18 protein-coding genes and 1 pseudogene are annotated in these 23,755 nt (G+C 61.4%); 2 read left to right on the top strand and 17 right to left on the bottom strand.

Annotated features, from left to right (window positions below):
• Positions 1-89: 89 nt before the first annotated feature.
• Positions 90-1,346: a L,D-transpeptidase family protein gene (locus FHX14_RS17595; RefSeq protein ID WP_184377915.1), complete on the top strand. Its 1,257-nt coding sequence runs from the start codon at positions 90-92 to the stop codon at positions 1,344-1,346.
• A gap of 58 nt (positions 1,347-1,404) precedes the next feature.
• Here the strand turns inward: FHX14_RS17595 and dnaE are convergent, their stop codons facing one another.
• Complete coding sequence (gene dnaE / locus FHX14_RS17590; protein WP_184377914.1) at positions 1,405-4,902, bottom strand: DNA polymerase III subunit alpha; 3,498 nt, start codon at positions 4,900-4,902, stop codon at positions 1,405-1,407.
• Positions 4,903-5,405: 503 nt separating this feature from the next.
• Between dnaE and FHX14_RS17585 the strand changes: the two are divergent.
• A pseudogene (locus tag FHX14_RS17585) lies at positions 5,406-5,868 on the top strand (DUF5680 domain-containing protein).
• A gap of 48 nt (positions 5,869-5,916) precedes the next feature.
• On the opposite strand, the gene FHX14_RS17580 reads toward FHX14_RS17585, so the two are convergent.
• The 16 genes from FHX14_RS17580 to FHX14_RS17505 form a co-directional block, all read right to left on the bottom strand.
• Positions 5,917-6,600 (bottom strand): ABC transporter ATP-binding protein, encoded by a 684-nt coding sequence (locus FHX14_RS17580; RefSeq protein WP_003587257.1) that lies wholly within the window; start codon positions 6,598-6,600, stop codon positions 5,917-5,919.
• 14 nt (positions 6,601-6,614) lie between these two features.
• Complete coding sequence (locus FHX14_RS17575) at positions 6,615-7,919, bottom strand: lipoprotein-releasing ABC transporter permease subunit (protein ID WP_003587258.1); 1,305 nt, start codon at positions 7,917-7,919, stop codon at positions 6,615-6,617.
• A gap of 15 nt (positions 7,920-7,934) precedes the next feature.
• Positions 7,935-9,257, bottom strand: coding sequence for a proline--tRNA ligase (gene proS, locus FHX14_RS17570; RefSeq protein ID WP_003587259.1), 1,323 nt, complete (start codon positions 9,255-9,257; stop codon positions 7,935-7,937).
• A gap of 592 nt (positions 9,258-9,849) precedes the next feature.
• Positions 9,850-10,125 (bottom strand): DUF1467 family protein, encoded by a 276-nt coding sequence (locus FHX14_RS17565; protein WP_003587260.1) that lies wholly within the window; start codon positions 10,123-10,125, stop codon positions 9,850-9,852.
• A gap of 139 nt (positions 10,126-10,264) precedes the next feature.
• Complete coding sequence (mce, locus tag FHX14_RS17560; protein ID WP_003587261.1) at positions 10,265-10,669, bottom strand: methylmalonyl-CoA epimerase; 405 nt, start codon at positions 10,667-10,669, stop codon at positions 10,265-10,267.
• A 2-nt stretch (positions 10,670-10,671) separates the two neighbouring features.
• Positions 10,672-12,342 carry a ribonuclease J gene (locus FHX14_RS17555; RefSeq protein ID WP_003587263.1) on the bottom strand — a complete coding sequence of 557 codons (1,671 nt, stop codon included), beginning with the start codon at positions 12,340-12,342 and terminating at the stop codon, positions 10,672-10,674.
• A 17-nt stretch (positions 12,343-12,359) separates the two neighbouring features.
• Positions 12,360-13,124, bottom strand: a complete 765-nt coding sequence (locus FHX14_RS17550) for a biotin--[acetyl-CoA-carboxylase] ligase (protein WP_184377913.1) — start codon at positions 13,122-13,124, stop codon at positions 12,360-12,362.
• Complete coding sequence (gene nuoN / locus FHX14_RS17545) at positions 13,124-14,569, bottom strand: NADH-quinone oxidoreductase subunit NuoN (RefSeq protein ID WP_003587266.1); 1,446 nt, start codon at positions 14,567-14,569, stop codon at positions 13,124-13,126. The genes FHX14_RS17550 and nuoN overlap by 1 nt, the downstream gene beginning before the upstream one ends.
• A gap of 18 nt (positions 14,570-14,587) precedes the next feature.
• Positions 14,588-16,099, bottom strand: coding sequence for an NADH-quinone oxidoreductase subunit M (locus tag FHX14_RS17540; RefSeq protein WP_012557335.1), 1,512 nt, complete (start codon positions 16,097-16,099; stop codon positions 14,588-14,590).
• The gene (nuoL, locus tag FHX14_RS17535) at positions 16,099-18,099 is read right to left on the bottom strand and encodes an NADH-quinone oxidoreductase subunit L (RefSeq protein WP_012557334.1); all 2,001 of its coding nucleotides are present in this window, start codon (positions 18,097-18,099) and stop codon (positions 16,099-16,101) included. Before nuoL ends, FHX14_RS17540 begins: the two co-directional genes overlap by 1 nt.
• A gap of 7 nt (positions 18,100-18,106) precedes the next feature.
• Positions 18,107-18,415 (bottom strand): NADH-quinone oxidoreductase subunit NuoK, encoded by a 309-nt coding sequence (gene nuoK, locus FHX14_RS17530; RefSeq protein ID WP_003587269.1) that lies wholly within the window; start codon positions 18,413-18,415, stop codon positions 18,107-18,109.
• Between the two features lie 22 nt (positions 18,416-18,437).
• Positions 18,438-19,052 (bottom strand): NADH-quinone oxidoreductase subunit J, encoded by a 615-nt coding sequence (locus tag FHX14_RS17525; protein ID WP_003573901.1) that lies wholly within the window; start codon positions 19,050-19,052, stop codon positions 18,438-18,440.
• Between the two features lie 140 nt (positions 19,053-19,192).
• Positions 19,193-19,684 carry an NADH-quinone oxidoreductase subunit NuoI gene (gene nuoI / locus FHX14_RS17520; protein WP_003587270.1) on the bottom strand — a complete coding sequence of 164 codons (492 nt, stop codon included), beginning with the start codon at positions 19,682-19,684 and terminating at the stop codon, positions 19,193-19,195.
• 40 nt (positions 19,685-19,724) lie between these two features.
• Entirely contained in the window at positions 19,725-20,768 is a 1,044-nt protein-coding gene (nuoH, locus tag FHX14_RS17515) for an NADH-quinone oxidoreductase subunit NuoH (RefSeq protein ID WP_003587271.1), read from the bottom strand.
• Between the two features lie 12 nt (positions 20,769-20,780).
• Positions 20,781-22,862 (bottom strand): NADH-quinone oxidoreductase subunit NuoG, encoded by a 2,082-nt coding sequence (gene nuoG / locus FHX14_RS17510; protein WP_054181876.1) that lies wholly within the window; start codon positions 22,860-22,862, stop codon positions 20,781-20,783.
• A 223-nt stretch (positions 22,863-23,085) separates the two neighbouring features.
• Positions 23,086-23,754, bottom strand: coding sequence for a 5' DNA nuclease (locus FHX14_RS17505; RefSeq protein ID WP_184377912.1), 669 nt, complete (start codon positions 23,752-23,754; stop codon positions 23,086-23,088).
• Position 23,755 lies beyond the last annotated feature (1 nt).

Here is a 23,755-nt window from a genome sequence, read left to right as displayed (position 1 = left end):
GTGAGCCGTGAGCGCCGCGCGGCCCATAAAATCTTCCTTAAACTTCGTCCCATAATGTGCCGGGCAAGTATTGCGTATGGTTGGCTATCATGTTCTCGCGTCTCGTCTTCGGCCTCGGCTTGCTGTCGGCCACCGCACTCGTGCACCCTGCTCTTGCCGCGGATGCGCGCACGCTGCAGATCATCGTCTCGAAGGACAAGCAGTCGCTTGCGGTCTATGACGGCACCGAGGTCGTCGCGACCTCGAAGGTCTCGACCGGCAAGGACGGGCACGCGACGCCGAGCGGCATCTTCTCGGTGCTCGAAAAGCAGAAGTACCACGAATCCAATCTCTATTCGAACGCGCCGATGCCCTTCATGCAAAGGCTGACATGGTCGGGCATTGCGCTGCACGAATCCAATTCCGTGCCGCGTTATCCGGCCTCGCACGGCTGCGTGCGCATGCCCGGCGCTTTTGCAAAAAAGCTTTACGGGATGACCGAGCCCGGCATTCCGGTCATCATCAGCGACGGCGAAGTCGTGCCGCAGCCGATCGACCATCCGACCCTTTTCCATCCAGAGGCGCCGGCGCCGATGCTGCTGCTTTCGGATGTCGAACTGCGGCCCTCGATGCCCGACAGCCCGGGCGCACCGGTGCAGGTGGCGATGAACGACACGGCTGCGATGCCGATGCCGGCAGCACCGCCGGCTGCGGCGCCCGAAGCCGAGCGGCCGTCCGAACCGATCAGCATGCTGATCACCCGCCGCACGCTGCGCGAGACGGTGATCGACATCCAGACCCTGCTCAACCAACTCGGCTTTTCCGCCGGCGATCCGGACGGGTTGCTCGGGCCGGCGACCGTGCAGGCGATCAAGACGTTCAAGACGCTGCGGCCGGCGGAATTTGCCGGCGACAGGAGCCTCATCTCCGACACGCTGCTCAAATCGGTCTATGCCGCCACAGGCAAGGGCGAACCGCCGAACGGCGTCATCATGGTGCGTCGGGCGTTCAAGCCGATCTTCGAAGCGCCGGTGACGATCGCCGATCCGGGCTTGGCGCTCGGCACGCATTTCTTCACGCTGCATGCACTCGATGAAAAGGCCGGCACGACGGATTGGCTCGGCATCACGCTCGAAAACAATCTCTCGCGCGAGACGATGAAGCGGCTCGGTGTCACCAATCAGGAAAGCTCGATCGTCAGCGGCAGGCCGATCGCCCGGTCGCTCAGCCGCATCACGATCCCGGAGGAAACCCGCCGCAGGATCGAGGCGCTGATCGCGCCCGGCTCGACACTGACGATCTCCGATACCGGCCTTGGCCGGGATACCGGCGAAGGCACGGATTTCATCACCATCACCCGGGGTTGATCGCAATCACCCCGGGATGATCAAATCGCGCGGGTTGATGTGCATCACCCCGAGATGATCAGACAAGCTCGACATCGACGACGCCGGGGGCGGCGCGGAGAGCGGCGGCGATCTCCGGCGTGATGCGGTATTTCTCCGCCAGCGCCACTTCCACCTCACGTTTGCCCTCCTCCTTGATGACGATGAAGGAAACGAGGCCATCACCCCTGGCGTTGAGATGGCCGGCGACCATCTTCAGAGGCCCGGAATCTCTGACATAGACGCGCAACGCCTTCTGCATCTGCAGCGACTTTTCCTCCAGCGACTGGATCGTCTGGATGCGCAGGCCGATGCCCTCCGGCCGCTCCTCGCCGGTGGCCGTCAGCACGAAGGATTTTCCCGACTCCAGCACGTCGCGATACTGGTTCAGCATTTCCGAAAACAGCACCGCTTCGAACTGGCCCGAAGAATCGGAAAAGACGATGATGCCCATCTTGTTGCCGGTGCGGGTCTTGCGCTCCTGCTTCGAAATGACGGTGCCGGCGAGGCGCGCATTGAAGGCGCCCTGTTTGATCGCCTGGGAAAACTCGGCAAAGGTCTGAACCCGCATCTTCTGCAGGAGGTTGTTGTAGGAATCGAGCGGGTGGGCGGTGAGATAGAAGCCTAGCACCTGGAATTCCTTGAGCAGCCGCTCGGAGGCAAGCCAGGGCGAAAAAGGCGGGAGGGAAATCTTCTCGGGCCCCGAGGTCAAGGTGCTGCCGAAAATATCCGACTGGCCGCTCAGCTTGTTCTCCTGGGCGCGCTGGGCATAACCGAGGATACGGTCGAGGCCGGCTGAAAGCTGGGCGCGATCAGTGCCGAAACAATCGAAGGCGCCGGCAAAGATCAGGCTTTCGAGCACACGGCGGTTGACCTGGCGCGGATCGATGCGCAGGCAGAAATCCTCGATGCCGGCAAAGGGCTTGTCGCCACGCACCTCGACGATATGGTCGACGGCGGATTCGCCGACGCCCTTGAGGGCGGCCAGCGCGTAATAGATGCGGTTGTCGCCGGTCTGGAAATGGCGGAAGGAGGTCTGCACCGAAGGGGCGATCACCTCGATGCCGAGCCGCTTGGCATCCTGGCGGAAATCATTGACCTTTTCCGTGTTGGACATGTCGAGCGTCATCGAGGCGGCGAGGAATTCGACCGGATAATGCGCCTTCATATAGGCCGTCTGGTAGGAGACGATGGCGTAGGCGGCGGCATGCGACTTGTTGAAGCCGTAATTGGCGAACTTCGCCAGCAGTTCGAAAATATTGTCGGCCTGCGGCTTCGAGACGCCGTTCTTGACGGCGCCGACGACGAAGCGTTCGCGCTGCTGGTCCATCTCGGCCTTGATCTTCTTGCCCATGGCCCGGCGCAGAAGATCGGCCTCTCCGAGCGAGTAGCCGGACAGGACCTGGGCGATCTGCATCACCTGTTCCTGATAGACGATGACCCCTTGGGTTTCCTTGAGCAGGTGGTCGATCATCGGATGGATCGATTCCAGCTCTTCGTCACCGTGCTTGCGGGCATTGTAGGTCGGGATATTCTCCATCGGGCCCGGGCGGTAGAGCGCCACCAGCGCGATGATATCCTCGATGCAGTCCGGCTTCATGCCGATCAGCGCCTTGCGCATGCCGGCACTTTCCACCTGGAACACGCCGACCGTCTCGCCGCGCGACAGCATCTCGTAGGTCGGTTTGTCATCGAGAGGAATGGCCGCGAGATCGACATTTATGCCGCGTTTGGCGACGAAATCGACGGCGACCTTCAGGACGGTCAGCGTCTTCAGGCCAAGGAAGTCGAACTTGACGAGGCCGGCCTGCTCCACCCATTTCATGTTGAACTGAGTGACCGGCATGTCCGAGCGCGGATCGCGATACATCGGCACCAGCTTGGAAAGCGGGCGATCGCCGATGACGATGCCGGCGGCATGCGTCGAGGCATGGCGGTAAAGCCCCTCGATCTTCTGGGCAATGTCGAGCAGGCGCGCGACGACAGGCTCTTTCGCCGCCTCCTCCTGCAGCTTCGGCTCCTCCTCGATCGCCTTGGAGAGCGGCGTCGGATTGGCCGGATTGTTCGGCACGAGTTTGCAGATCTTGTCGACCTGGCCGTAGGGCATCTCAAGCACGCGGCCGACGTCGCGAAGGGCGGCGCGCGCCTGCAGCGAACCGAAGGTGATGATCTGCGCCACCTGTTCGCGGCCATACTTGGCCTGGACATAGCGGATCACCTCTTCGCGGCGGTCCTGGCAGAAGTCGATGTCGAAGTCCGGCATCGAGACGCGTTCGGGATTGAGGAAGCGTTCGAAGAGCAGCGAAAACCGCAGCGGATCGACGTCGGTGATCGTCAAGGCGTAGGCGACAAGCGACCCGGCGCCCGAACCGCGGCCGGGACCGACCGGGATGTCGTGCTGCTTGGCCCATTTGATGAAGTCGGCAACGATCAGGAAGTAACCGGGAAAACGCATGCGCTCGATGACGCTGAGCTCGAAATCCAGCCGCTCGCGATAATCCATTTCCTCGTAGCCCGGCGACATGCCGAGCGTTGCAAGCCGCATGTCCAGCCCCTCCACAGCCTGGCGGCGCAACTCGCTCGCCTCGGCGCGTTCGGCCTCCTCGGCGTCGTCGGTCGCGCCGGTGAAGCGCGGCAGGATCGGCTTTCGCGTCTTCAGCACGAAGGAGCATCGCTTGGCGATCTCGATCGTGTTTTCCAGCGCTTCCGGCAAGTCGGCAAACAGCTTGGCCATCTCGGCCCGGCTCTTCAGATAATGGTCCGGGGTGAGGCGAAAGCGGCTGTCGTCGGAGACGATGGCATTGTGGGCGACCGCCATCAGCGCGTCATGAGCGTCGTAATCGTCGCGTGTCGGAAAGAAAGCCTCGTTGGTCGCAACGAGCGGCAGGTCATGGGCATATGCGAGCCCGACAATCTTCTGCTCGTGGCGTTTGTCGTAAGTGCCGTGCCGCTGCAATTCGACATAGAGCCGGTCGCCGAAGAGACGCTTCAGCGCAAGCAGCCGGGCTTCCCCTTGCGCGGGATGGCCTTCCTTGATCGCCGCGTCGACAGGCCCGGTTAGGGCGCCGGTCAGGGCGATCAGCCCTTCCGTGCCGGCCTCCTCCAACCACGAGGCACGGATATGGATCGCCTGGTTGCTTTCACCGCCGAGATAGGCGCGGCTGACGACATCGACGAGCCGTTCGTAACCGGCATCCGTGGCGGCAAGAAGAACGATCGACGGCAGCTTGACCAGCGCCTGCTGGCCGCCGCGCTTTTCCGTTTCCAACCCGTCTTCCATGTCGATCGAGACCTGGCAGCCGATGATCGGCTGCAGGCCGTCGTCCATCGCCTTCTGGGAGAATTCCAGCGCAATGAACAGATTGTTGGTATCGGTGATGGCGATCGCCGGCTGGCTGTCGCCGGTCGCCTTGTAAAGTATCTTCTTCAGCGGCAAGGCGCCTTCGAGAAGCGAATAGGCGGAGTGGACCCTCAGGTGGATGAAGCCCGGCGTACCGCCGGTCGCCTCACCCGTTGAACCCATTGCCATATCCGCCATGTCATGCCTTCCCAATCACCCGAATGAATCGGACGCATTGTCGGCATAGAGGGCGATGATGTCCAGAAGAAGTCCCGCGTCCGGACCGCATGTTTGGCATGCGGTCCCCTGAAAACTTTAGATCGCCATGACGATGAGCGAGAAGCTGGCGACGAACATTGCGATGGAGGTGAATGCTGCGATATCACGGATCATGTCAGTCATTTGGCTCTCCTTTACTCGTTATGTTTTCAATTTGTTCGATATATGTTCCATTGTCAACAGGAATCTTTTCCTTCTTTCTTGCGTTTGAAAATCCCGGGACGCGCATCGCGAATCGGCGGGGACCTGTGCGCGATCCGTTGGGCCGCTCCGGTCCTTTCGCAATCGGTGACGCTGGGACATGCTGCTTGCGCGGCAGACCGCCTCTTACGGCGACCCGCTTGCTTCCCATTATTGTTCTGTTTTTGTTCTTTACATGCCGCAGCATATTTGCCAGCATCCGGCGGAGAGGAGAACGGGATATGCTCGACATTGCAATGCTCAATGAATTCGTCGTGGAAGCCAAGGCTGCGACCTATGTCGGCGGCGGTGTCCCACGCGCCCTGCCGGCCGGGTGCCCACGATATCGGTTATGAGCGCGGCGACTGGCGCTATCTCGACAGTTATTTCGGCGGCACCGATTTCGCCGGACAGGAGGTTGTCTGGTTTGCCGGCGAGCCTGTCTGGGTGATGAATTATTTCGGTTGGATCGTTGCACCGGATCTCATCGACGGCGCTGCCGCCGGTGCGGTGATCAAGGCGGCACTTTCAGCCATGTATCGCCAGCGGCGCTTTCTCGGCGGAATGGAATTCGATCATCCGCTCGGCCGCTATATCGATCACAGCGAAGGGAACTGCGAGCGGTTCAGCGGCAATGAATGCATCATGGTCGATAACCGGAAAGCCTATATGCTCGATTATCGCGGCGGACTGGTCATCCCCTAAAGCACGTCGCATCAAACTTGATTCACGCGACGCGTTTTAAGCTCAGCGTCAGAAATCGACGATCTTGCCATCCGAGATCGTCACGCGCCGATCCATGCGGCGGGCGAGCTCGTGATTGTGGGTGGCGATGAGGGCCGCGAGGCCGGACTGACGCACCAGCGCCTCCAGCGCATCGAAGACGTAGCTTGCCGTTTCCGGATCGAGATTGCCGGTCGGCTCATCGGCAAGAAGCAGGGTCGGCGCGTTGGCGACGGCGCGGGCGATGGCCACGCGCTGCTGCTCGCCGCCGGAAAGCTCGCCAGGGCGATGGGCGCCGCGGTGGCCGATGCGCATGTAGTCGAGAAGCTGGCCGGCCCGCTCTCCGGCTTCCTTCCAGGACAGCCCGGCGATCAGCTGCGGCATCATGATGTTCTCAAGTGCGGAAAATTCCGGCAGCAGGTGGTGGAACTGGTAGACGAAGCCGATTTCGCTGCGGCGGATCGCGGTGCGTTTCTCATCGCTCAGGCCGTCACAGGCATGGCCGCTGATGTTGACTTCACCGCCGTCCGGATGCTCCAGAAGACCGGCGATATGCAGCAGGGTCGATTTGCCGGTGCCGGAGGGAGCGACGAGAGCGACGATCTCGCCCTTCGACATCGAAAAATCCGCGCCCTTCAGGATCGGCAGCAGCGTATCGCCCTGCCCGTAATGGCGCTCGACGCCGGTAAGATTGAGAACGACGTTGCGTTTCATGAAGGCGGCATTCCTTATTCGTAGCGCAGGGCCTGCACCGGATCGAGCCTGGAGGCGCGCCAGGCCGGAAAGATGGTCGCGATGAAGGAGAGCGTCAGCGCCATGACGACGATCGAGATCGTTTCGCTGAGCTGCATCTCGGCCGGCAGCTGACTGAGGAAATAGACCTGCGGATTGAAGATCACCGTGCCTGAAATCCAGGAGAAGAACTGGCGGATGGATTCGATGTTGACGCAGACGAGGACGCCGAGCAGCACGCCGGCAACAGTGCCGACGATCCCGATCGCCGCCCCGGTCATGAAGAAGATGCGCATGATCGCGCCGGCGCTGGCGCCCATGGTGCGGAGAATGGCGATATCGCTGCTCTTGTCCTTCACCAGCATGATCAGGCCGGAGATAATGTTCAGAGCCGCGACAAGCACGATCAGCGTCAGGATCATGAACATGACGTTGCGCTCGACCTGCAGCGCCGAAAAGAAGGTCTGGTTGCGCTGGCGCCAGTCGGTAAGGTTGATCTGGCGGCCCGCCGCTTCCTCCACCTTGGGCCGCAGAGTGTCGATATCGTCGGGGTGATCGACGAAAAGCTCTATCGACTGCACCAGTCCCTCGGCATTGAAATACAGCTGCGCTTCCTCGAGCGGCATGAAGATGATCGAGGAATCATATTCCGACATGCCGATCTCGAAGAGGCCGGAGATCTTGTAGGACTTGACGCGCGGGCTGACGCCCATCGGCGTAATGTCACCATCCGGTGACGTCAGAGTAATGAGGTCGCCGACGCTCAGGCCGAGCTGGTTGGCCATGCCGGTGCCGATCAGCACGCCCTGGCCGGAGGCAAAGCCCACCATGTCGCCTGATTTGATGTTGCCGGAGATCGTCTTGAGCTTGGTCAGGTCCTCGGCGCGGGCGCCGCGCACCAGCGCACCGGTGCTGCCGCCAGCCTGGGCCGAGGCAAGCACTTGGCCTTCCACCAAGGGCAGCGCCATCTTCACTCCCGGCACGGCGGCCAGCCTGCTGGAGAGGTCGGCATAATCGGTGAAGGGGCCATCGGACGGCTGGACGATCATATGGCCGTTGATGCCGAGGATGCGTGAGACGAGCTCGGTGCGGAAGCCGTTCATGACGGCCATGACGATGATCAGCGTCGCAACGCCGAGCATGATGCCGACGAAGGAGAAGCCGGCGATCACTGAAATGAAGGCCTCCTTGCGGCGGGCGCGCAGATAGCGCCACGCCACGAGGCGTTCGAAGGTGGAAAATGGCTTGCCAGCCGGACCCAAGCCGGATTTCGAACTCCGGTCCACTGCTGCCTCTGCCATTTCGCCTCCGTTTCCTTAAGCCACGAACCTGTTGATCGCCGCTTCGATGGTCATCGTTTCGCGGGCGCCGGTCTTGCGGTCCTTCACCTCGACTTCGCCGTTGGCGACCGCGCGCGGGCCGGCGATGATCTGGAAGGGCACGCCGATCAGGTCGGCGGTCGCGAACTTCGTGCCGGCCCGGTCGTCGGTATCGTCGTAGAGCACATCCTTGCCGGCCTTGGTCAGCGCGGCATAGATCAGCTCGCAGGTATCGTCGCAGGCCTGATCGCCCGCCTTCATGTTGATCACCACGATATCGAAGGGCGCGACCGACGCCGGCCAGATGATTCCGTTGTCGTCATGCGATGCTTCGATGATGGCGGGAACAAGGCGTGTCGGGCCGATACCGTAGGAACCCATGTGAACGAAGTGTTCCTTGCCGTCGGGCCCCTGCACTTTCGCGCCCATCGCCTCGGAATATTTCGTGCCGAAATAGAAGATATGGCCGACTTCGATGCCGCGCGCCGACAGGCGGTCGCCTTCGGGAACGGCGTTGAAGGCCGCCTCGTCATGCATTTCCGAGGTCGCCGCATAGAGCGAGGTCCACTTGTCGAAGATCGCCTTCAGGCCGTCGACGCTGTCGAAATCAGTGCGGTCGTCGGGAATATCGAAGCCGACGAAATCCTTGTGGCAGAAGACTTCGGACTCACCGGTGTCGGCAAGGATGATGAATTCATGGCTGAGATTGCCGCCGATCGGGCCGGTGTCGGCGCGCATCGGAATGGCGCGCAGGCCGAGCCGGTCGAAGGTCCTGAGATAGGCGGCGAACATCTTGTTGTAGGAATGCTCCGCCCCTTCGCGCGTCAGATCGAAGGAATAGGCATCCTTCATCATGAATTCGCGCGAGCGCATGGTGCCGAAGCGCGGGCGGATCTCGTCGCGGAACTTCAGCTGGATATGGTAGAGATTGAGCGGCAGGTCCTTATAGGACTTGACGGAGGAGCGGAAAATATCCGTCACCATCTCCTCGTTGGTGGGGCCATAGAGCATCGGCCGGTCCTGGCGGTCCTTGATGCGCAGCATCTCCTTGCCATAGGCGTCATAGCGGCCGCTTTCCTGCCAGAGTTCGGCCGATTGCAGGGTCGGCATCGACAACTCGATCGCGCCTGCCCGGTTCTGCTCGTCGCGGATAATGGCGTTGACCTTGTCGAGCACGCGTTTGCCGAGCGGCAGCCAGGAATAGATGCCCTGCGACTGCTGGCGGATCATGCCGGCGCGCAGCATCAGCCGGTGGGAGACGATTTCCGCCTCCTTGGGGTTTTCCTTGAGGATGGGCATGAAATAGCGGGACAGACGCATGGCGGATTCCGAAGCAGTTGAGATCCCGCCGCAAGCGGAATCGAGAGACAATGGTTAATGTCGGGAGCGTTCATAGCCGCTTCGCGGCAGGAAGGAAACCCGCAACTGATGTCGGCAACCTCCCGCACGCGCATGTTCAGCCCCGCAAAATGACAGGGCATGAAAAAGCGCGTGTTTATAAGGACTTGAACGAAAATCTTGTCAACAGAAAAATTTTGCTAGAGTGTAGCAAAAATGCAAAAAAAGCTAATGACAAAGCCCAATGTTTGAGCTAGCTTTAGCTCACAAAACAGGCAGGAAGGATAAATTCTTGCCGAATTCGCGGTCAAGTCTTGGGAGGATCAGATCTTAGGCGCGCTCGTCGCTGCCCCGGCAACGGTTACAGATCACGCGATACTTAAAACAAGGCTTTTAGCCTTGTTTTTTTTTGGCTTTTCGGCTTCATCCGCCCCTAAAAATCCAGCCAACTTTCGTAAGGGAATGATCCTCATTCCGTTACGGCAGCTCTTTGCCGCAACAGCATGACGCTGGTATGACGAAGGTCGCTTTTTAATGATATACATATGCCCAAAGTTTGGGCAAAAGTTTGATCTTAATAGAAGCTCGGCCCGAGTTGTGGAAGGGCATCGAAGCCCCAGCCGAAATAGGTGTCGCAGACATACCAGGTGCCGTAGATCAGAGCGGAAATCAGCGTCGTCAGCGAAAAGGTGAAGACGGCTCGAAAGCGGCTCGGCGCGCTCGGAACAGTGCCGAGCACGACGTCATTGTCCTCAGCCTGGGTGCGCAGACCGATCGGCAGGACAGCGAAAAGCGTCATCCACCAAATGATGAAATAGACGGCAAATCCCTGAAGAAAAATCTGAAGCATTGGGGTTCCCGATAGTGTCGCGCCGACAGCATGCGACAGACGTTCTGTCACTTCCAGTTCGGCCCTTATACGGCGGAATGGCAGCCAACTCAAAGCCGATGAAGCGTGTGGCCGCCTAGAGGGCATTCTGCCGCAGGCTTCACGCCTGTTCGAGTTCGATCAGCGTGCCGAAGAAATCCTTGGGGTGCAGGAAAAGCACCGGCTTGCCATGCGCGCCGGTCTTCGGCTGGCCGTCGCCGAGCACCCTCGCCCCGGCCGCGACCAGCCGGTCACGTGCAAGCAGGATATCGTCCACCTCATAACAGATATGGTGCATGCCGCCGGAGGGGTTCTTTTCGAGGAAGGTTGCGATCGGCGAGGTTTCCCCAAGCGGCTGCAGCAATTCGACCTTGGTGTTCGGCAATTCGACAAAGACGACGGTGACGCCGTGCTCCGGCAGAGCCTGCGGCTGCGATACGGCAGCACCCAGCATGTCGCGATAGGCGGCGGTCGCCGCTGCCAGATCGGGAACGGCGATGGCGATGTGGTTTACCCGGCCGAGCATGATCAGACCTTGGTAACGAAGGCGGTGACAACCGGCTTCTTGCCCCAGGCATGGTTTGCCGCGGCGCGGATGGCGCGGCGCACCGCCTCCTGCACCATGTCGATATCCTTGCGGCGGGCGCGCGGAATGCTTTCGATGGCACTGATCGCCGCATCGAAGAGCGTATCTTCCATCTCCTCGCCCTCGTCGTCATAAACAGGCAGGCCGATCGAAACGAGATCGGGATCACCGACGATGTCATAACGCGCGTCGAGCACGACGCTGACCGCGACATGGCCGACATAGGAGAGCTTCTTGCGCTCGCCGATCCCCATCTCGTCGAAATCGCCGATCAACGAGCCGTCCTTGTAGATGCGGCCATGCGGCGCCTGGCCGATCACCTCGGCGGGACCGGGCGCCAGCCGCAGAATATCGCCGTTGCGCACGCGCGGCACCAGGGCGATGCCGGATTGCTCGGCAAGTTCCTTATGCGCCGTCAGATGCGTCGCCTCGCCATGCACCGGCACGACGATCTTCGGCCGCGTCCACTCGTACATCCGCTGCAGCTCGTTGCGGCGGGGATGGCCGGAAACATGAACCAGCGCCTCGGTATCGGTGATGATGTGCACGCCCTGCTCGACAAGGCCGTTCTTGATGTCCTGGATCGCCTTCTCGTTGCCGGGAATGGCGCGGGAGGAAAAGACGACGATATCGCCTGCCGCAAAGGCAACATTGCGCATCTCGTCGCGGGAGAGCTTGGCAAGCGCTGCCCGCGCCTCCCCCTGGCTACCGGTCAGGATGACGACGACCTTATCGCGCGGGATGTAGCCGTATTCCTCCTCGGAAATGAAGGGTTTTACGCCCTCCATCAGGCCGATATCCTGGGCGACGTCGACGACCCGCTTCAGCGAGCTGCCGAGCAGCAGCACTTCGCGGCCGGCCGCCTCGGCAGCTTCGGCAACGGTGCGGATGCGCCCGACATTCGACGAGAAGGTGGTGATCGCCACCCGGCCCTCGGCATCCTCGATAATCTTGCGCAGGCTTTCCGAGACATCCTTTTCGGAGGGCGAAACACCGTCGCGCAGCGCATTGGTAGAATCGCACATCAGCGCCAGAACGCCCTCGTCGCCGAGCTGGCGGAACCGCGTCTCATCGGTCAACGGGCCGAGCGAGGGCTCGTGGTCGATCTTCCAGTCGCCGGTATGGATGACGTTGCCGACCGGCGTGCGGATCATCAGCGACATCGGCTCGGGGATCGAATGGTTGACGGCCACGCCTTCGATGCTGAAGGGGCCGACATTGATCGTGTCGCCTGCCTTGAACGGCGTCACCGGCACTTCGCCGATCCTGGCCTTTTCGAAATTACGCTTGGCTTCGAGCAGACCAGCGGTAAAGCCCGAGGCATAGACCGGCACATTCAGGCCCGGCCAGAGATCGGCGAGCGCGCCATAATGGTCTTCATGGGCATGGGTGATGATGATCGCCTTGAGGTTCTTGCGCTCGCTGGCGAGGAAGCGGATATCGGGCAGCACGAGGTCGACGCCCGGCAGGTCGGGGCCGGGAAAGGTGACGCCGCAATCGACCATGATCCATTGGCGATGCTCGGGCGGGCCGTAGCCATAAAGAGCGAGATTCATGCCGATCTCGCCAACGCCGCCCAGAGGCAGGAATACCAACTCGTCCTGTTTCGCCATAATTTTCGTTTTTTCCGCTATCCAAAAAACACATCACCGGCAGCAATGGGCATTATCCTGCCAGTGCCGGTATCGAGCATCAACAAGCCATTATCATCAATTCCGGCGAATTGTCCGGAAATCGATCGGTCCGGCAAATTCACCGTGATCTTTTCGCCGATGCCGCAGGCGATGGCGCGCCAGCGTGCGGTGATCTCGGCAATACCGCGGCCCTCATCCCATTGATCAAGCACATCCGCCGTCGCCGCGAAGAGATGGGCGAAGAGTTCCTCCGGCGACGCCGCACTTGCATGGTGACGCAGGCAGGTGACGGGGTAGAGCGGATTATCCGGCATGACCGAGACATTGATACCGATGCCGACGATCAGCGCGTAACGGCCGTCCGGCAGCCTCTCGCCTTCGACGAGAATGCCGCAGGTCTTCTTGCGGCCGATGAGGATATCGTTCGGCCATTTGACCTCGAGCGGCTCGGCGCCCGGCGGCAGCACCTGGCGGATCGCCTGGTGCACGGCAACGGCGACGGCAAGCGGCAGGGAACTCAGGCGCTCCATCGGCGCCGGATCGATCAGCAATAGAGAGGCGTAGAGATTGCCGCGTTCGGACACCCAGAGCCGGCCGCGGCGGCCGCGGCCGCCGGTCTGGCGTTCGGCCGTCACCCAGAGATTACCGCCGTCGCCCGCCCGAGCCCGGGCGAGGCATTCGCTGTTGGTGGACGACGTTTCCGACAGAGCCTCGTGCCTGAAATCGCCGAGCGATATCCGGCGCCGCCCGTCGGAAGCCATCAAAAGAGCGTCGCGGCGGCAAGCTCTGCCGCGCCGCCGATCGGGCCGCCGATCAGGACATAGGCAGTGACGAACAGACCGGAGAGGCCGAAGACCAGACGCAACGAACCGGAGACACGGGCGAATTCGCCGGTCGCCTCATCGAACCACATCAGCTTGATGACGCGCAGATAATAATAAGCGCCGACGACCGAGGCGAGAACGCCGATGATGGCGAGCGCATAAAGCTTCGCTTCGATGGCAGCGACAAAGACGAAGTACTTGGCGAAGAAGCCGGCGAGCGGCGGAATGCCGGCGAGCGAGAACATCAGCGCCGTCAGCACCACCGCCATGAACGGGTTGGTGGTGGAGAGGCCGGCGAGATCGTTGACCTCCTCAACGACGGTACCGTCCTTGCGGCGCATCGACATGATGATCGCAAAGGTGCCGAGGGTCATGACCATATAGATGACCATGTAAAGCATGACGCCGGAAACGCCGGTCTGGTTGCCGGCGGCAAGGCCGACCAGCGCGTAACCCATGTGGCCGATCGACGAATAGGCCATCAGCCGCTTGATGTTCTTTTGGCCGATTGCGGCAAAGGAGCCGAGCAGCATCGAAGCGATCGAGATGAAGACCACGACCTGCTGCCAGTCGGCCAGAACCGGCTGGAAGGCGGTGATGACGATGCGGGTCATCATTGCCATGGCGGCAACCTTGGGGGCTGCGGCCAGGAAGGCGGTGACCGGCGTAGGCGCGCCTTCATAGACGTCAGGCGTCCACATATGGAAGGGAACGGCCGAGATCTTGAAGGCGATGCCGGCGAGGATGAAGACCAGGCCGAAGATCAGACCGAGCGAACGCGCACCCTCGACCGAGAGCGCCTGGGCAATCTCGGAGAAGTGGGTGTGGCCGGTAAAACCATAGACCAGCGACATGCCGTAGAGCAGCATGCCGGAGGAAAGCGCGCCGAGAACGAAATATTTCAGGCCGGCTTCGGTCGACTTCAGGCTGTCGCGGTTGATCGCGGCGACGACGTAAAGCGCCAGCGACTGCAGTTCCAGCGCCAGATAGAGCGAGATCAGGTCGTTGGCCGAGATCATCAGCAGGATGCCCAGGGTCGCCAGCACCAGAAGAACCGGGAACTCGAACTTGTCGAGCTGGTTTTCGCGGGCGTGACCCATCGTCATGAACAGGGCGACCAGCGAACCGATGAGCGCTACCAGCTTCATGAAGCGCGAGAAGCCGTCGGCCATGTAGACGCCGCCATAGGCAAGGCCTTCCGCCGGCACGAAGAGCAGCCACAGGCCGGCGGCAAGCAGCAGCACGATGGCCAGGCCAGTGACGACGAGGCCAGACCGCTCGCCTGAGAAGACGCCGACCATCAACAGGACAAGGGCGCCGACCGCGAGGATGAGCTCCGGCGCGGAAAGATGCAGACTGAGGAGAATTGTTTCAGCGGTCATGTCCGATAAGTCCCGTCATCAATTCATAGACAGCGCAATATTCTGCGCTGCGTGCACGGCGGCCGTGTAGTTGTTGACCAGCAGATCCACCGAGGCGGCCGTCGCATCGAAGACCGGGGCCGGGTAAACGCCGAAGAAGATGGTCAGTGCGACCAGCGGGTAGAGGATCAGCTGTTCGCGTCTGGAAAGATCGAGCAGCGCCTTCAGCTTTTCCTTCTCGAGCGCGCCGAAGATCACCCGGCGATAAAGCCAGAGCGCATAGGCGGCCGAGAGGATGACGCCGGTGGCGGCAAAGAGCGCGACCCAGGTGTTGACCCGGAAGACACCCAGCAGCGTCAGGAATTCACCGATGAAGCCCGAGGTGCCGGGAAGCCCGACATTGGCCATGGTGAAGACCATCATGGCCACGGCATATTTCGGCATGTTGTTGACGAGGCCGCCATAGGCGTTGATCTCGCGGGTGTGGGTGCGGTCGTAGACGACGCCGACGCAAAGGAAGAGCGCGCCGGAGACGATGCCGTGCGAGAGCATCTGGAAGATCGAGCCCTGAACACCCTGCATGTTGGCGGCGAAAATGCCCATGGTGACATAGCCCATGTGCGCCACGGAGGAATAGGCGATCAGCTTCTTGATATCGTCCTGCATCATCGCCACCAGCGAGGTGTAGATGATGGCAATGACCGACAGCGCGAAGACGAACGGTGCGAAATAATCCGATGCGACCGGGAACATGCCGAGCGAGAAGCGGATCAGACCGTAGCCGCCGAGCTTCAGGAGCACGCCGGCCAGGATCACCGAGCCTGCTGTCGGCGCCTGAACGTGGGCGTCGGGCAGCCAGGTATGAACCGGCCACATCGGCATCTTCACCGCAAAGGAGGCGAAGAAGGCAAGCCATAACCAGGTCTGCAGCGCCGGCGGGAACTTGTAGGCGAGCAGCGCGGTGATATCGGTCGTGCCGGCCTGCCAGTACATCGCCATGATGGCAAGCAGCATCAGCACCGAACCGAGCAGCGTATAGAGGAAGAACTTGTAGCTCGCGTAGACGCGGTCCTTGCCGCCCCAGACGCCGATGATCAGGAACATCGGAATGAGGCCCGCCTCGAAGAAGACGTAGAAGAGCACGATATCGAGCGAGACGAAGACGCCGACCATCATCGTTTCGAGGATGAGGAAGGCGATCATATATTCCTTCAGGCGCTTCTCGATCGAGAGCCAGCTCGCCAGCACGCAGAAGGGCATCAGGAAGGTCGACAGGATGACGAACAGCATCGAGATGCCGTCGACGCCGAGATGGTAGCCGATGCCGGTGCCGAGCCAGTCATGCTTTTCCAACATCTGGAAGCCCGGATTGGCATTGTCGAAGCCGATCCAGATGAAGAGCGAGACGATGAAGGTGAAGACGGTGGTGATCAGCGAGATCCACAGCACGTTCTTGCGGCCGGTTTCGCTCTCGCCGTTCATCAATAGCAGGAGCACCACGCCGACGAGCGGCAGGAAGGTGACCGTTGTAAGAATAGGCCAATCGGTCATCAGAAGGAACTCCCGAGCATCATCCAGGTAACAAGCGCCGCAATGCCGATCAGCATCGCGAAGGCATAGTGATAGAGGTAACCGGTCTGCAGGCGGACGACGCGGTCGGTGACGGCGACGACCCGGGCGGCCACACCGTTCGGGCCATAGGTGTCGATGACGCCGACATCACCCTTCTTCCACAGGAAGCGGCCAAGCGCCTTGGCGGTGCGGACGAAGAGGAAATCGTAGAGTTCGTCGAAGTACCACTTGTTCAGCAGGAACTGGTAGAGAACGCGGTGCTGCCTGGCGAGGGTGCGCGGCGTCTGCGGCGAACGGATATACATGTACCAGGCGAGGACGAAGCCGAGCAGCATGGCAATGAAGGGGCTCAGGCCCACGAGCGCCGGCACGTGATGGAACTGTTCGACCAGTTCGTTCTCGGCGCCGGTAAACAGCGCGCCCTTCCAGAACTCGGCATATTCCTCGCCGTAGAACCGGCCTTCGAAGATCACGCCGGCAAACACGGCGCCGATCGCCAGGAGATAGAGCGGCACCAGCATGACCTGCGGCGATTCATGGACGTGGTGCATGACCTCGTGCGAAGCGCGCGGCTTGCCGAAGAAGGTCATGAAGATCAGGCGCCAGGAATAGAAGCTCGTAAACAGAGCCGCGATGACCAGCAGCGAGAAAGCAAAGCCTGCGACCGGCGAATGCGAAGCATAGGTCGCCTCGATGATCACGTCCTTGGAGAAGAAGCCGGCAAAGCCGATCGGCGTGAACGGAATGCCGACGCCGGTGATCGCCAGCGTGCCGATGATCATCAGGATGCCGGTAACTTTGATATGCGGATACAGGCCGCCCATGTAGCGCATGTCCTGCTCGCCATCGACGGAATGGATGACCGAGCCGGCGCAAAGGAACAGCAGCGCCTTGAAGAAGGCGTGCGTGAACAGATGGAAGATCGCCGCGCCATAGGCCCCTACCCCGAGCGCCACGAACATGTAGCCGAGCTGCGAGCAGGTGGAATAGGCGATGACGCGCTTGATGTCGTTCTGCACGAGGCCGACGGTGGCCGCGAAGAAGGCGGTGATCGCGCCGATCACGGTGACGACGACGAGCGCATCCGGCGACAGTTCGAAGAGCGGCGACATGCGGGCGACGAGAAAGACGCCGGCGGTGACCATGGTGGCGGCATGGATGAGGGCCGAGACCGGGGTCGGGCCTTCCATGGCATCCGGCAGCCAGGTATGGAGCAGGAACTGCGCCGACTTGCCCATGGCGCCCATGAACAGCAGCAGGCAGACGCCGGTCAGCGCGTGCGCCTTGTCGAGCTGCATGCCGAAGAGGTTGAGGATGACTTCGCTCGCCTCGCCGCCGCCTTCATGCGGGGCGAAGTTCGAGGCATTGGCGAAGATCGTGTCGAAGTTGATCGAACCGAACAGCACGAAGACGCCGGCAATGCCGAGGACGAAGCCGAAGTCGCCGACGCGGTTGACGATGAAGGCCTTCATCGCCGCAGCCGTTGCCGACGGCTTCTTGAACCAGAAGCCGATCAGCAGATAGGAGGCGAGACCGACGCCTTCCCAGCCGAAGAACATCTGCGCCAGGTTGTCGGCCGTCACCAGCATCAGCATGGCGAAGGTGAAGAGCGAGAGATAGGCAAAGAAGCGCGGGCGATGCGGATCGGTGTGCATGTAACCGATCGAATAGACGTGAACCAGCGTCGAGACCGTGTTGACGACGATCAGCATGACGGAGGTCAGCGTATCCACGCGCAGCGACCAGGAGACGTCGATGCCGCCGGACTGGATCCAGCGCAGCACCTCGACCTTGATCGGGCCGCCTTCGGCATGGCCCATGCCGACCGTGAAGAACACGATCCAGGAGAGGATGGCGGCGATGATCATCAGGCCGCTGGTGACATATTCCGAAGCCTTGGCGCCGATGGCGCGGCCGAACAGGCCGGCAACGATCGCACCGATCAAGGGAAGAAAGACGATAGCCTTATAGAGGAACATGAGCCACTCAGCCCTTCATCATATTGACGTCTTCGACCGCGATCGAGCCGCGGTTGCGGTAGAAGACAACGAGAATTGCAAGACCGATCGCCGCTTCGGCAGCCGCGACCGTCAGGATGAACAGCGCGAAGACCTGGCCGACGATGTCGTTCAGGAAGGAGGAGAAGGCGACCATGTTGATGTTGACGGCGAGCAGGATCAGTTCGACCGACATCAGGATGACGATGACGTTCTTCCGGTTCAGGAAGATGCCGAAGACGCCGAGCGTGAAGAGGATGGCGCTGACCGTCAGGTAGTGGGAAAGTCCGATGACCATGTTCTTTGTTCCTTGACCTGCCTTAGACGCCCTGCCCGGGCTTAACCGACACCACCTCGACGGCGGTGGCGGGCGTGCGGGCAACCTGCCTCGGGATATTCTGCCGCTTGATATTGGTGCGGTGCCGCAGCGTCAGCACGATTGCGCCGATCATCGCGACCAGCAGCACCAGACCGGCGATCTCGAAGAAATAGACGTAGTTGGTGTAGAGCACGTCGCCGAGAGCTGCCGTATTCGTGCGCTCGCTGAGCGCCGGGATCGGCATGGCGACGGATTTGGCGATCTCGGGCGAGATGACGCTGCCGCCGATGACGACGATCAGCTCGGCTGCGAGAATGATCCCGATCAAGCCGCCGATCGGCGCATATTCGAGAACCCCTGCCCTGAGCTCGGTGAAGTCGATATCGAGCATCATCACCACGAAGAGGAAGAGCACGGCAACGGCGCCGACATAGACGACGAGCAGGATCATCGCCAGGAATTCGGCACCGAGCAGCAGGAAGAGGCCGGCCGCATTGAAGAACACCAGGATCAGGAACAGAACCGAGTGAACCGGGTTCTTCGCCCAGATGACCATGAACGCCGACGCCACCGCGACAAAGGCGAAAAGATAGAAAAATAGAGCCTGCAGACCCATGTTGGTGCCTTTTTCATCTTCCCCCGGGCAGCCGGGAGTTTTTCTGCCCGATAGAGTTTGCGCGGCTGACCGGCAAAGCTCCTGTGCATATTGACCGCGACCGGAGCAGCGAAGCTCCCTTGCGGCATTTCAAAACTCGATCAGCGGTACGGCGAGTCGATCGCAATGTTGCGGGCGATTTCACGCTCCCAACGGTCTCCGTTGTCGAGAAGGCGCGCCTTGTCGAAATAGAGCTCTTCGCGGGTTTCCGTCGCAAATTCGAAATTCGGGCCCTCGACGATCGCATCGACCGGGCAAGCCTCCTGGCAGAAGCCGCAATAGATGCACTTCACCATGTCGATGTCGTAGCGCACCGTGCGGCGGGTGCCGTCGTTGCGGCGGGGGCCGGCCTCAATGGTGATGGCCTGGGCAGGACAGATCGCCTCGCAGAGTTTGCAGGCAATACAGCGTTCCTCGCCGTTCGGATAACGGCGCAGCGCATGCTCACCACGGAACCGCGGGGAAACCGGTCCCTTTTCGAAGGGATAGTTGATCGTCGCCTTCTGGCGGAAGAAATAGCGCATCGACAGAAAGAACGCGCCGAAGAATTCCTTGAGGAACAGCGAGCTGATGGAGCTGGACAAGCTTCCCATCTTCAACCTCCAATTTTGCCGGAAACGAGAGAGGGCGTCATCATGCCCATCCCATCAGCTTCAGCACGAATGCAACGATGATGACCATGGCGAGCGACAGCGGCAGGAAGACCTTCCAGCCGAGGCGCATGAGCTGGTCGTAGCGGTAGCGCGGGACGAAAGCCTTGACCATCGCGAACATGAAGAACACGAAGCAGGCCTTCAGCATGAACCAGATGATGCCCGGGACCCAGTTGAGGATCCAGATGTCGACCGGAGGCAGCCAGCCGCCGAGGAAGAGGATCGTCGTCAGCGAACACATCAGGCAGACGGCCGCATATTCGCCGAGCATGAACATCATGTATGGCGAGGAGCCGTATTCGACCATGAAGCCGGCAACGAGTTCCGATTCTGCTTCCGGAAGGTCAAAGGGCGGACGGTTCGTTTCGGCGAGCGCCGAAATGAAGAAGATGATGAACATCGGGAAAAGCGACAGCCAGTGCCAGTCGAGGAACGATGCCGGCAGGCCGAGCATGGTGCCGAGGCCGGTATGCTGCGCATTGACGATATCGGTCAGGTTCAGCGAACCGACGCAGAGAAGCACCGTGACGATGACGAAGCCGATCGAGACTTCATAGGACACCATCTGCGCGGCCGAGCGCAGCGCACCCAGGAACGGATACTTCGAGTTCGAAGCCCAGCCGCCCATGATGATGCCGTAAACTTCGAGCGAGGAGATCGCGAAGATGTAGAGGATGCCGACATTGATGTTGGCGATCACCCAGCCATCGGCGAGCGGCACCACCGCCCAGGTGGACAGTGCCAGAAGCACCGTCACCAGCGGGGCAAGCAGGAACACCGCCTTGTTGGCCCCAGCCGGAATGATCGGCTCCTTGAAGACGAATTTCAGAAGGTCGGCGAAAGACTGGAACAGGCCGAAGGGGCCGACGACATTCGGGCCGCGGCGCAGCTGCACGGCCGCCCAGATCTTGCGGTCGGCGAGCAGAACATAGGCGATGAAGACGAGCAGGCAGACCAGAAGCAGCAGCGACTGACCGATCATGATGATCGCCGGCAAGACATAGGTCGAAAAGAAAGAATCCATAGTCCCCTGCCCTTACTCTGCCGCGACTTTGAAGTTGTTGCGGGCCAATGCCGAGCACTCCGCCATCACTGCCGAGGCACGCGCTATCGGGTTCGTCAAATAGAAGTCTTTCACCGGCGACGCAAACCCTGACTTGTTCATCTTGCCGGCTTTTTTCGCAACTGCGGCAATTTGGGCGCTATCGGTTTCGGCGATCTCGTCGATGGCGGCGAAATGCGGGAAAGCGGCATAGAGCCGGACGCGCAATTCGCTGAGCGAATCGAAGGGAAGCTTCTTGCCGAGTACGTCGGAAAGAGCACGGATGATCGCCCAGTCCTCGCGGGCGTCGCCCGGCGCAAAGCCTGCGCGGTTGCCCATCTGGACGCGGCCTTCGGTGTTGACCCAGGTGCCGGACTTTTCGGTATAGGCTGCGGCCGGCAGGATGACGTCGGCATGATGGGCGCCGTTATCACCATGCGAGCCGATATAGACGGTGAGCTTGGCCTTCTTGGCGGTGAAGTCGAGTTCGTCGGCGCCGAGCAGGAAGAGCACATCCATCGCCGTCAGCATTTCGGCGGCGTTGACACCCTTGGCACCCGGCACGAAGCCGAGGTCGAGGCCGCCGACGCGCGAGGCGGCGGTGTGGAGGACGGCAAAACCGTTCCAGCCTTCGACGACTGCACCGACCGAACCGGCAAGCTTGGCGGCACTGGCGAGAACACCGGCGCCGTCGGTGCGCGACAGCGCGCCCTGGCCGATGATGATCATCGGCTTGGCGGCGTTCTTCAGCACCTCGGCGAAGGCGTGGCCGCCGTCGACCAGATCCTTCAGCGTGTCGGGACCACCGCCGAGATAGTCATAGCTGTAGCGCAGTTCGCCCGGCTCGCCGATGACGCCGATCGGGAACTTGCCGCGGCGCCAGCGCTTGCGGATGCGGGCGTTGAGGATGGCTGCTTCGAAGCGCGGATTGGCGCCGATGATCAGCAGCGCGTCGGCCTGGTCGATGCCTGAAATGGTCGGGTTGAAGAGGTAGCTTGCACGGCCGAGCGACGGATCGAGTGCCGCCCCATCCTGGCGACAGTCGAGATTGGCAGATCCGAGCGATTTCACCAGTTCGGAAAGCGCATACATTTCCTCAACCGAGGCAAGGTCGCCTGCGATCGCGCCGATCTTGTCGCCCGACGTGGCGCCGACGGCGGCCTTGATGGCGCCGAAGGCTTCGGCCCAGGTGGCGGGCTGCAGGCGGCCGTCGCGGCGGACATAGGGCCGGTCGAGGCGCTGGGTCTTCAGGCCGTCCCAGATGAAACGGCTCTTGTCGGAGATCCACTCTTCGTTGATCGCCTCGTTGACGCGCGGCAGGACACGCATGACCTCGCGGCCGCGGGTGTCGACGCGGATCGCCGAACCGACGGCATCCATGACGTCGATCGATTCGGTCTTGTTCAATTCCCAGGGGCGCGCGGTGAAGGCGAAGGGCTTGGACGTCAGCGCACCCACCGGGCAAAGGTCGACGACATTGCCCTGCAGCTCGGAGGTCATCGCCTGTTCGAGATAGGTGGTGATTTCGGCATCTTCGCCGCGGCCGATCAGGCCAAGCTCGGAAATGCCGGCGACCTCGGTGGTGAAGCGGACGCAGCGCGTGCAGTGGATGCAGCGGTTCATCACCGTCTTGACGAGCGGGCCGATATACTTGTCTTCGACGGCGCGCTTGTCTTCCTGATAACGCGAGGTGTCGATGCCGAAGGCCATCGCCTGGTCCTGCAGGTCGCATTCGCCGCCCTGGTCGCAGATCGGGCAATCGAGCGGATGGTTGATCAGCAGGAACTCCATCACGCCTTCGCGGGCCTTCTTGACCATCGGCGTGTTGGTGAAGACCTCGGGCAGTTCGCCGTTCGGGCCGCCGCGGATGTCGCGTACGCTCATGGCGCAGGAAGCCTGCGGCTTCGGCGGGCCGCCCTTCACCTCGACAAGGCACATGCGGCAATTGCCGGCAACCGACAGGCGCTCATGGAAGCAGAAGCGCGGAACCTCGGCACCAGCATCCTCGCACGCCTGCAACAGCGTGTAGTGATCCGGAACTTCGATCTCGTTGCCGTCAATCTTCAGTTTTGCCATCGTCGCTCAGTCCTGTTTCCCGTTTGCCTGATGACGGCAAACAAACCTATTTTTGCAACAGTCTCATTGCCAAGCCGGATCTTTCGTCCTGCCGACATCTGATGCCGCCCAAATTCTCTGTCGCGTGTCCCAGGTCCGGAACCCGCATCGGCTTCTGCAGCGTGAGGCCCCCGCCCGTCCGCCGATCCGCCCATCTTTCCGGCCGATTGCACGGCCGGACAGTTCATTTTTTCCGACGGCCCCGCCCGGCCAGAACTTTCGCCTGGCCGCTCCAGTCGTCACGCCCGATGCGGCCGTTGAAGCCAAGCTCGGCGTCGAGCCGGGCGATGTCCTCATCGCTCCAAGCGGCGATTTCGGCAAAACTGCGAATGCCCTTGGCGTTCAGCACCTGCTCCAGCTTCGGGCCGATGCCGGCGATCAGCTTCAGATCGTCGGCCTTTTTCGCCCGCGCGACCGGTTTTGCCTTCACAGCCGGCTTCGGCTGGCTTGCCGGCACCGGTTCGCTGACCGGCCTGACAACCGTCAATTTCGGCCCTGCCCTCTTCGCGGCCGCCGGCTTGGCGACAACCTTGACGGCAGGGCGAATATTCTCCGGTCGGATCTCGACGTGGGGCGCGAGCTCGTCCGGCGGCGTATCATCGAGGGCGGCGGCGACCTTGCCGGTCGTTTCCAGCGCGCTCTGGAAGGCGCCGAAGAAAGCGCCCGCCATCTGCGTCGAGAGGCCGAAGCCGATCGCCGTTGCAGCAGCAAAGGCAGCGGCCGGATGCGCCATCAGCGGATGCACCGGCATTGCCCGTGCATTTTCCAGCATCTCTGCGGCAAGACGGCCGAAGCCGGCCGCGAAATCGGCGGCGTCTTCCTTCTTTCCACTCTTCGATGCGTTGTCCGCCATG

This window comes from Rhizobium sp. BK619, from assembly GCF_014195245.1.
GTDB classification, from domain to species: Bacteria; Pseudomonadota; Alphaproteobacteria; order Rhizobiales; family Rhizobiaceae; genus Rhizobium; species Rhizobium acidisoli.
This window is presented reverse-complemented; position numbering and strand designations above follow the sequence as displayed.

What these genes read in the sequence shown, in the direction of transcription:
- mce (WP_003587261.1), bottom strand. Translation starts at nt 10,669, where the DNA reads ATGCTCGGCCGGGTAAACCACATCGCCATCGCCGTTCCCGATCTGGCA.
- dnaE (WP_184377914.1), bottom strand. Translation starts at nt 4,902, where the DNA reads ATGGCGGATATGGCAATGGGTTCAACGGGTGAGGCGACCGGCGGTACG.
- nuoN (WP_003587266.1), bottom strand. Translation starts at nt 14,569, where the DNA reads ATGACCGCTGAAACAATTCTCCTCAGTCTGCATCTTTCCGCGCCGGAG.
- FHX14_RS17565 (WP_003587260.1), bottom strand. Translation starts at nt 10,125, where the DNA reads ATGCTTCAGATTTTTCTTCAGGGATTTGCCGTCTATTTCATCATTTGG.
- FHX14_RS17580 (WP_003587257.1), bottom strand. Translation starts at nt 6,600, where the DNA reads ATGAAACGCAACGTCGTTCTCAATCTTACCGGCGTCGAGCGCCATTAC.
- FHX14_RS17555 (WP_003587263.1), bottom strand. Translation starts at nt 12,342, where the DNA reads ATGGCGAAACAGGACGAGTTGGTATTCCTGCCTCTGGGCGGCGTTGGC.
- FHX14_RS17505 (WP_184377912.1), bottom strand. Translation starts at nt 23,754, where the DNA reads ATGGCGGACAACGCATCGAAGAGTGGAAAGAAGGAAGACGCCGCCGAT.
- nuoG (WP_054181876.1), bottom strand. Translation starts at nt 22,862, where the DNA reads ATGGCAAAACTGAAGATTGACGGCAACGAGATCGAAGTTCCGGATCAC.
- proS (WP_003587259.1), bottom strand. Translation starts at nt 9,257, where the DNA reads ATGCGTCTGTCCCGCTATTTCATGCCCATCCTCAAGGAAAACCCCAAG.
- FHX14_RS17595 (WP_184377915.1), top strand. Translation starts at nt 90, where the DNA reads ATGTTCTCGCGTCTCGTCTTCGGCCTCGGCTTGCTGTCGGCCACCGCA.
- FHX14_RS17575 (WP_003587258.1), bottom strand. Translation starts at nt 7,919, where the DNA reads ATGGCAGAGGCAGCAGTGGACCGGAGTTCGAAATCCGGCTTGGGTCCG.
- FHX14_RS17525 (WP_003573901.1), bottom strand. Translation starts at nt 19,052, where the DNA reads ATGGGTCTGCAGGCTCTATTTTTCTATCTTTTCGCCTTTGTCGCGGTG.
- FHX14_RS17550 (WP_184377913.1), bottom strand. Translation starts at nt 13,124, where the DNA reads ATGGCTTCCGACGGGCGGCGCCGGATATCGCTCGGCGATTTCAGGCAC.
- nuoK (WP_003587269.1), bottom strand. Translation starts at nt 18,415, where the DNA reads ATGGTCATCGGACTTTCCCACTACCTGACGGTCAGCGCCATCCTCTTC.
- FHX14_RS17540 (WP_012557335.1), bottom strand. Translation starts at nt 16,099, where the DNA reads ATGACCGATTGGCCTATTCTTACAACGGTCACCTTCCTGCCGCTCGTC.
- nuoH (WP_003587271.1), bottom strand. Translation starts at nt 20,768, where the DNA reads ATGGATTCTTTCTTTTCGACCTATGTCTTGCCGGCGATCATCATGATC.
- nuoL (WP_012557334.1), bottom strand. Translation starts at nt 18,099, where the DNA reads ATGTTCCTCTATAAGGCTATCGTCTTTCTTCCCTTGATCGGTGCGATC.
- nuoI (WP_003587270.1), bottom strand. Translation starts at nt 19,684, where the DNA reads ATGGGAAGCTTGTCCAGCTCCATCAGCTCGCTGTTCCTCAAGGAATTC.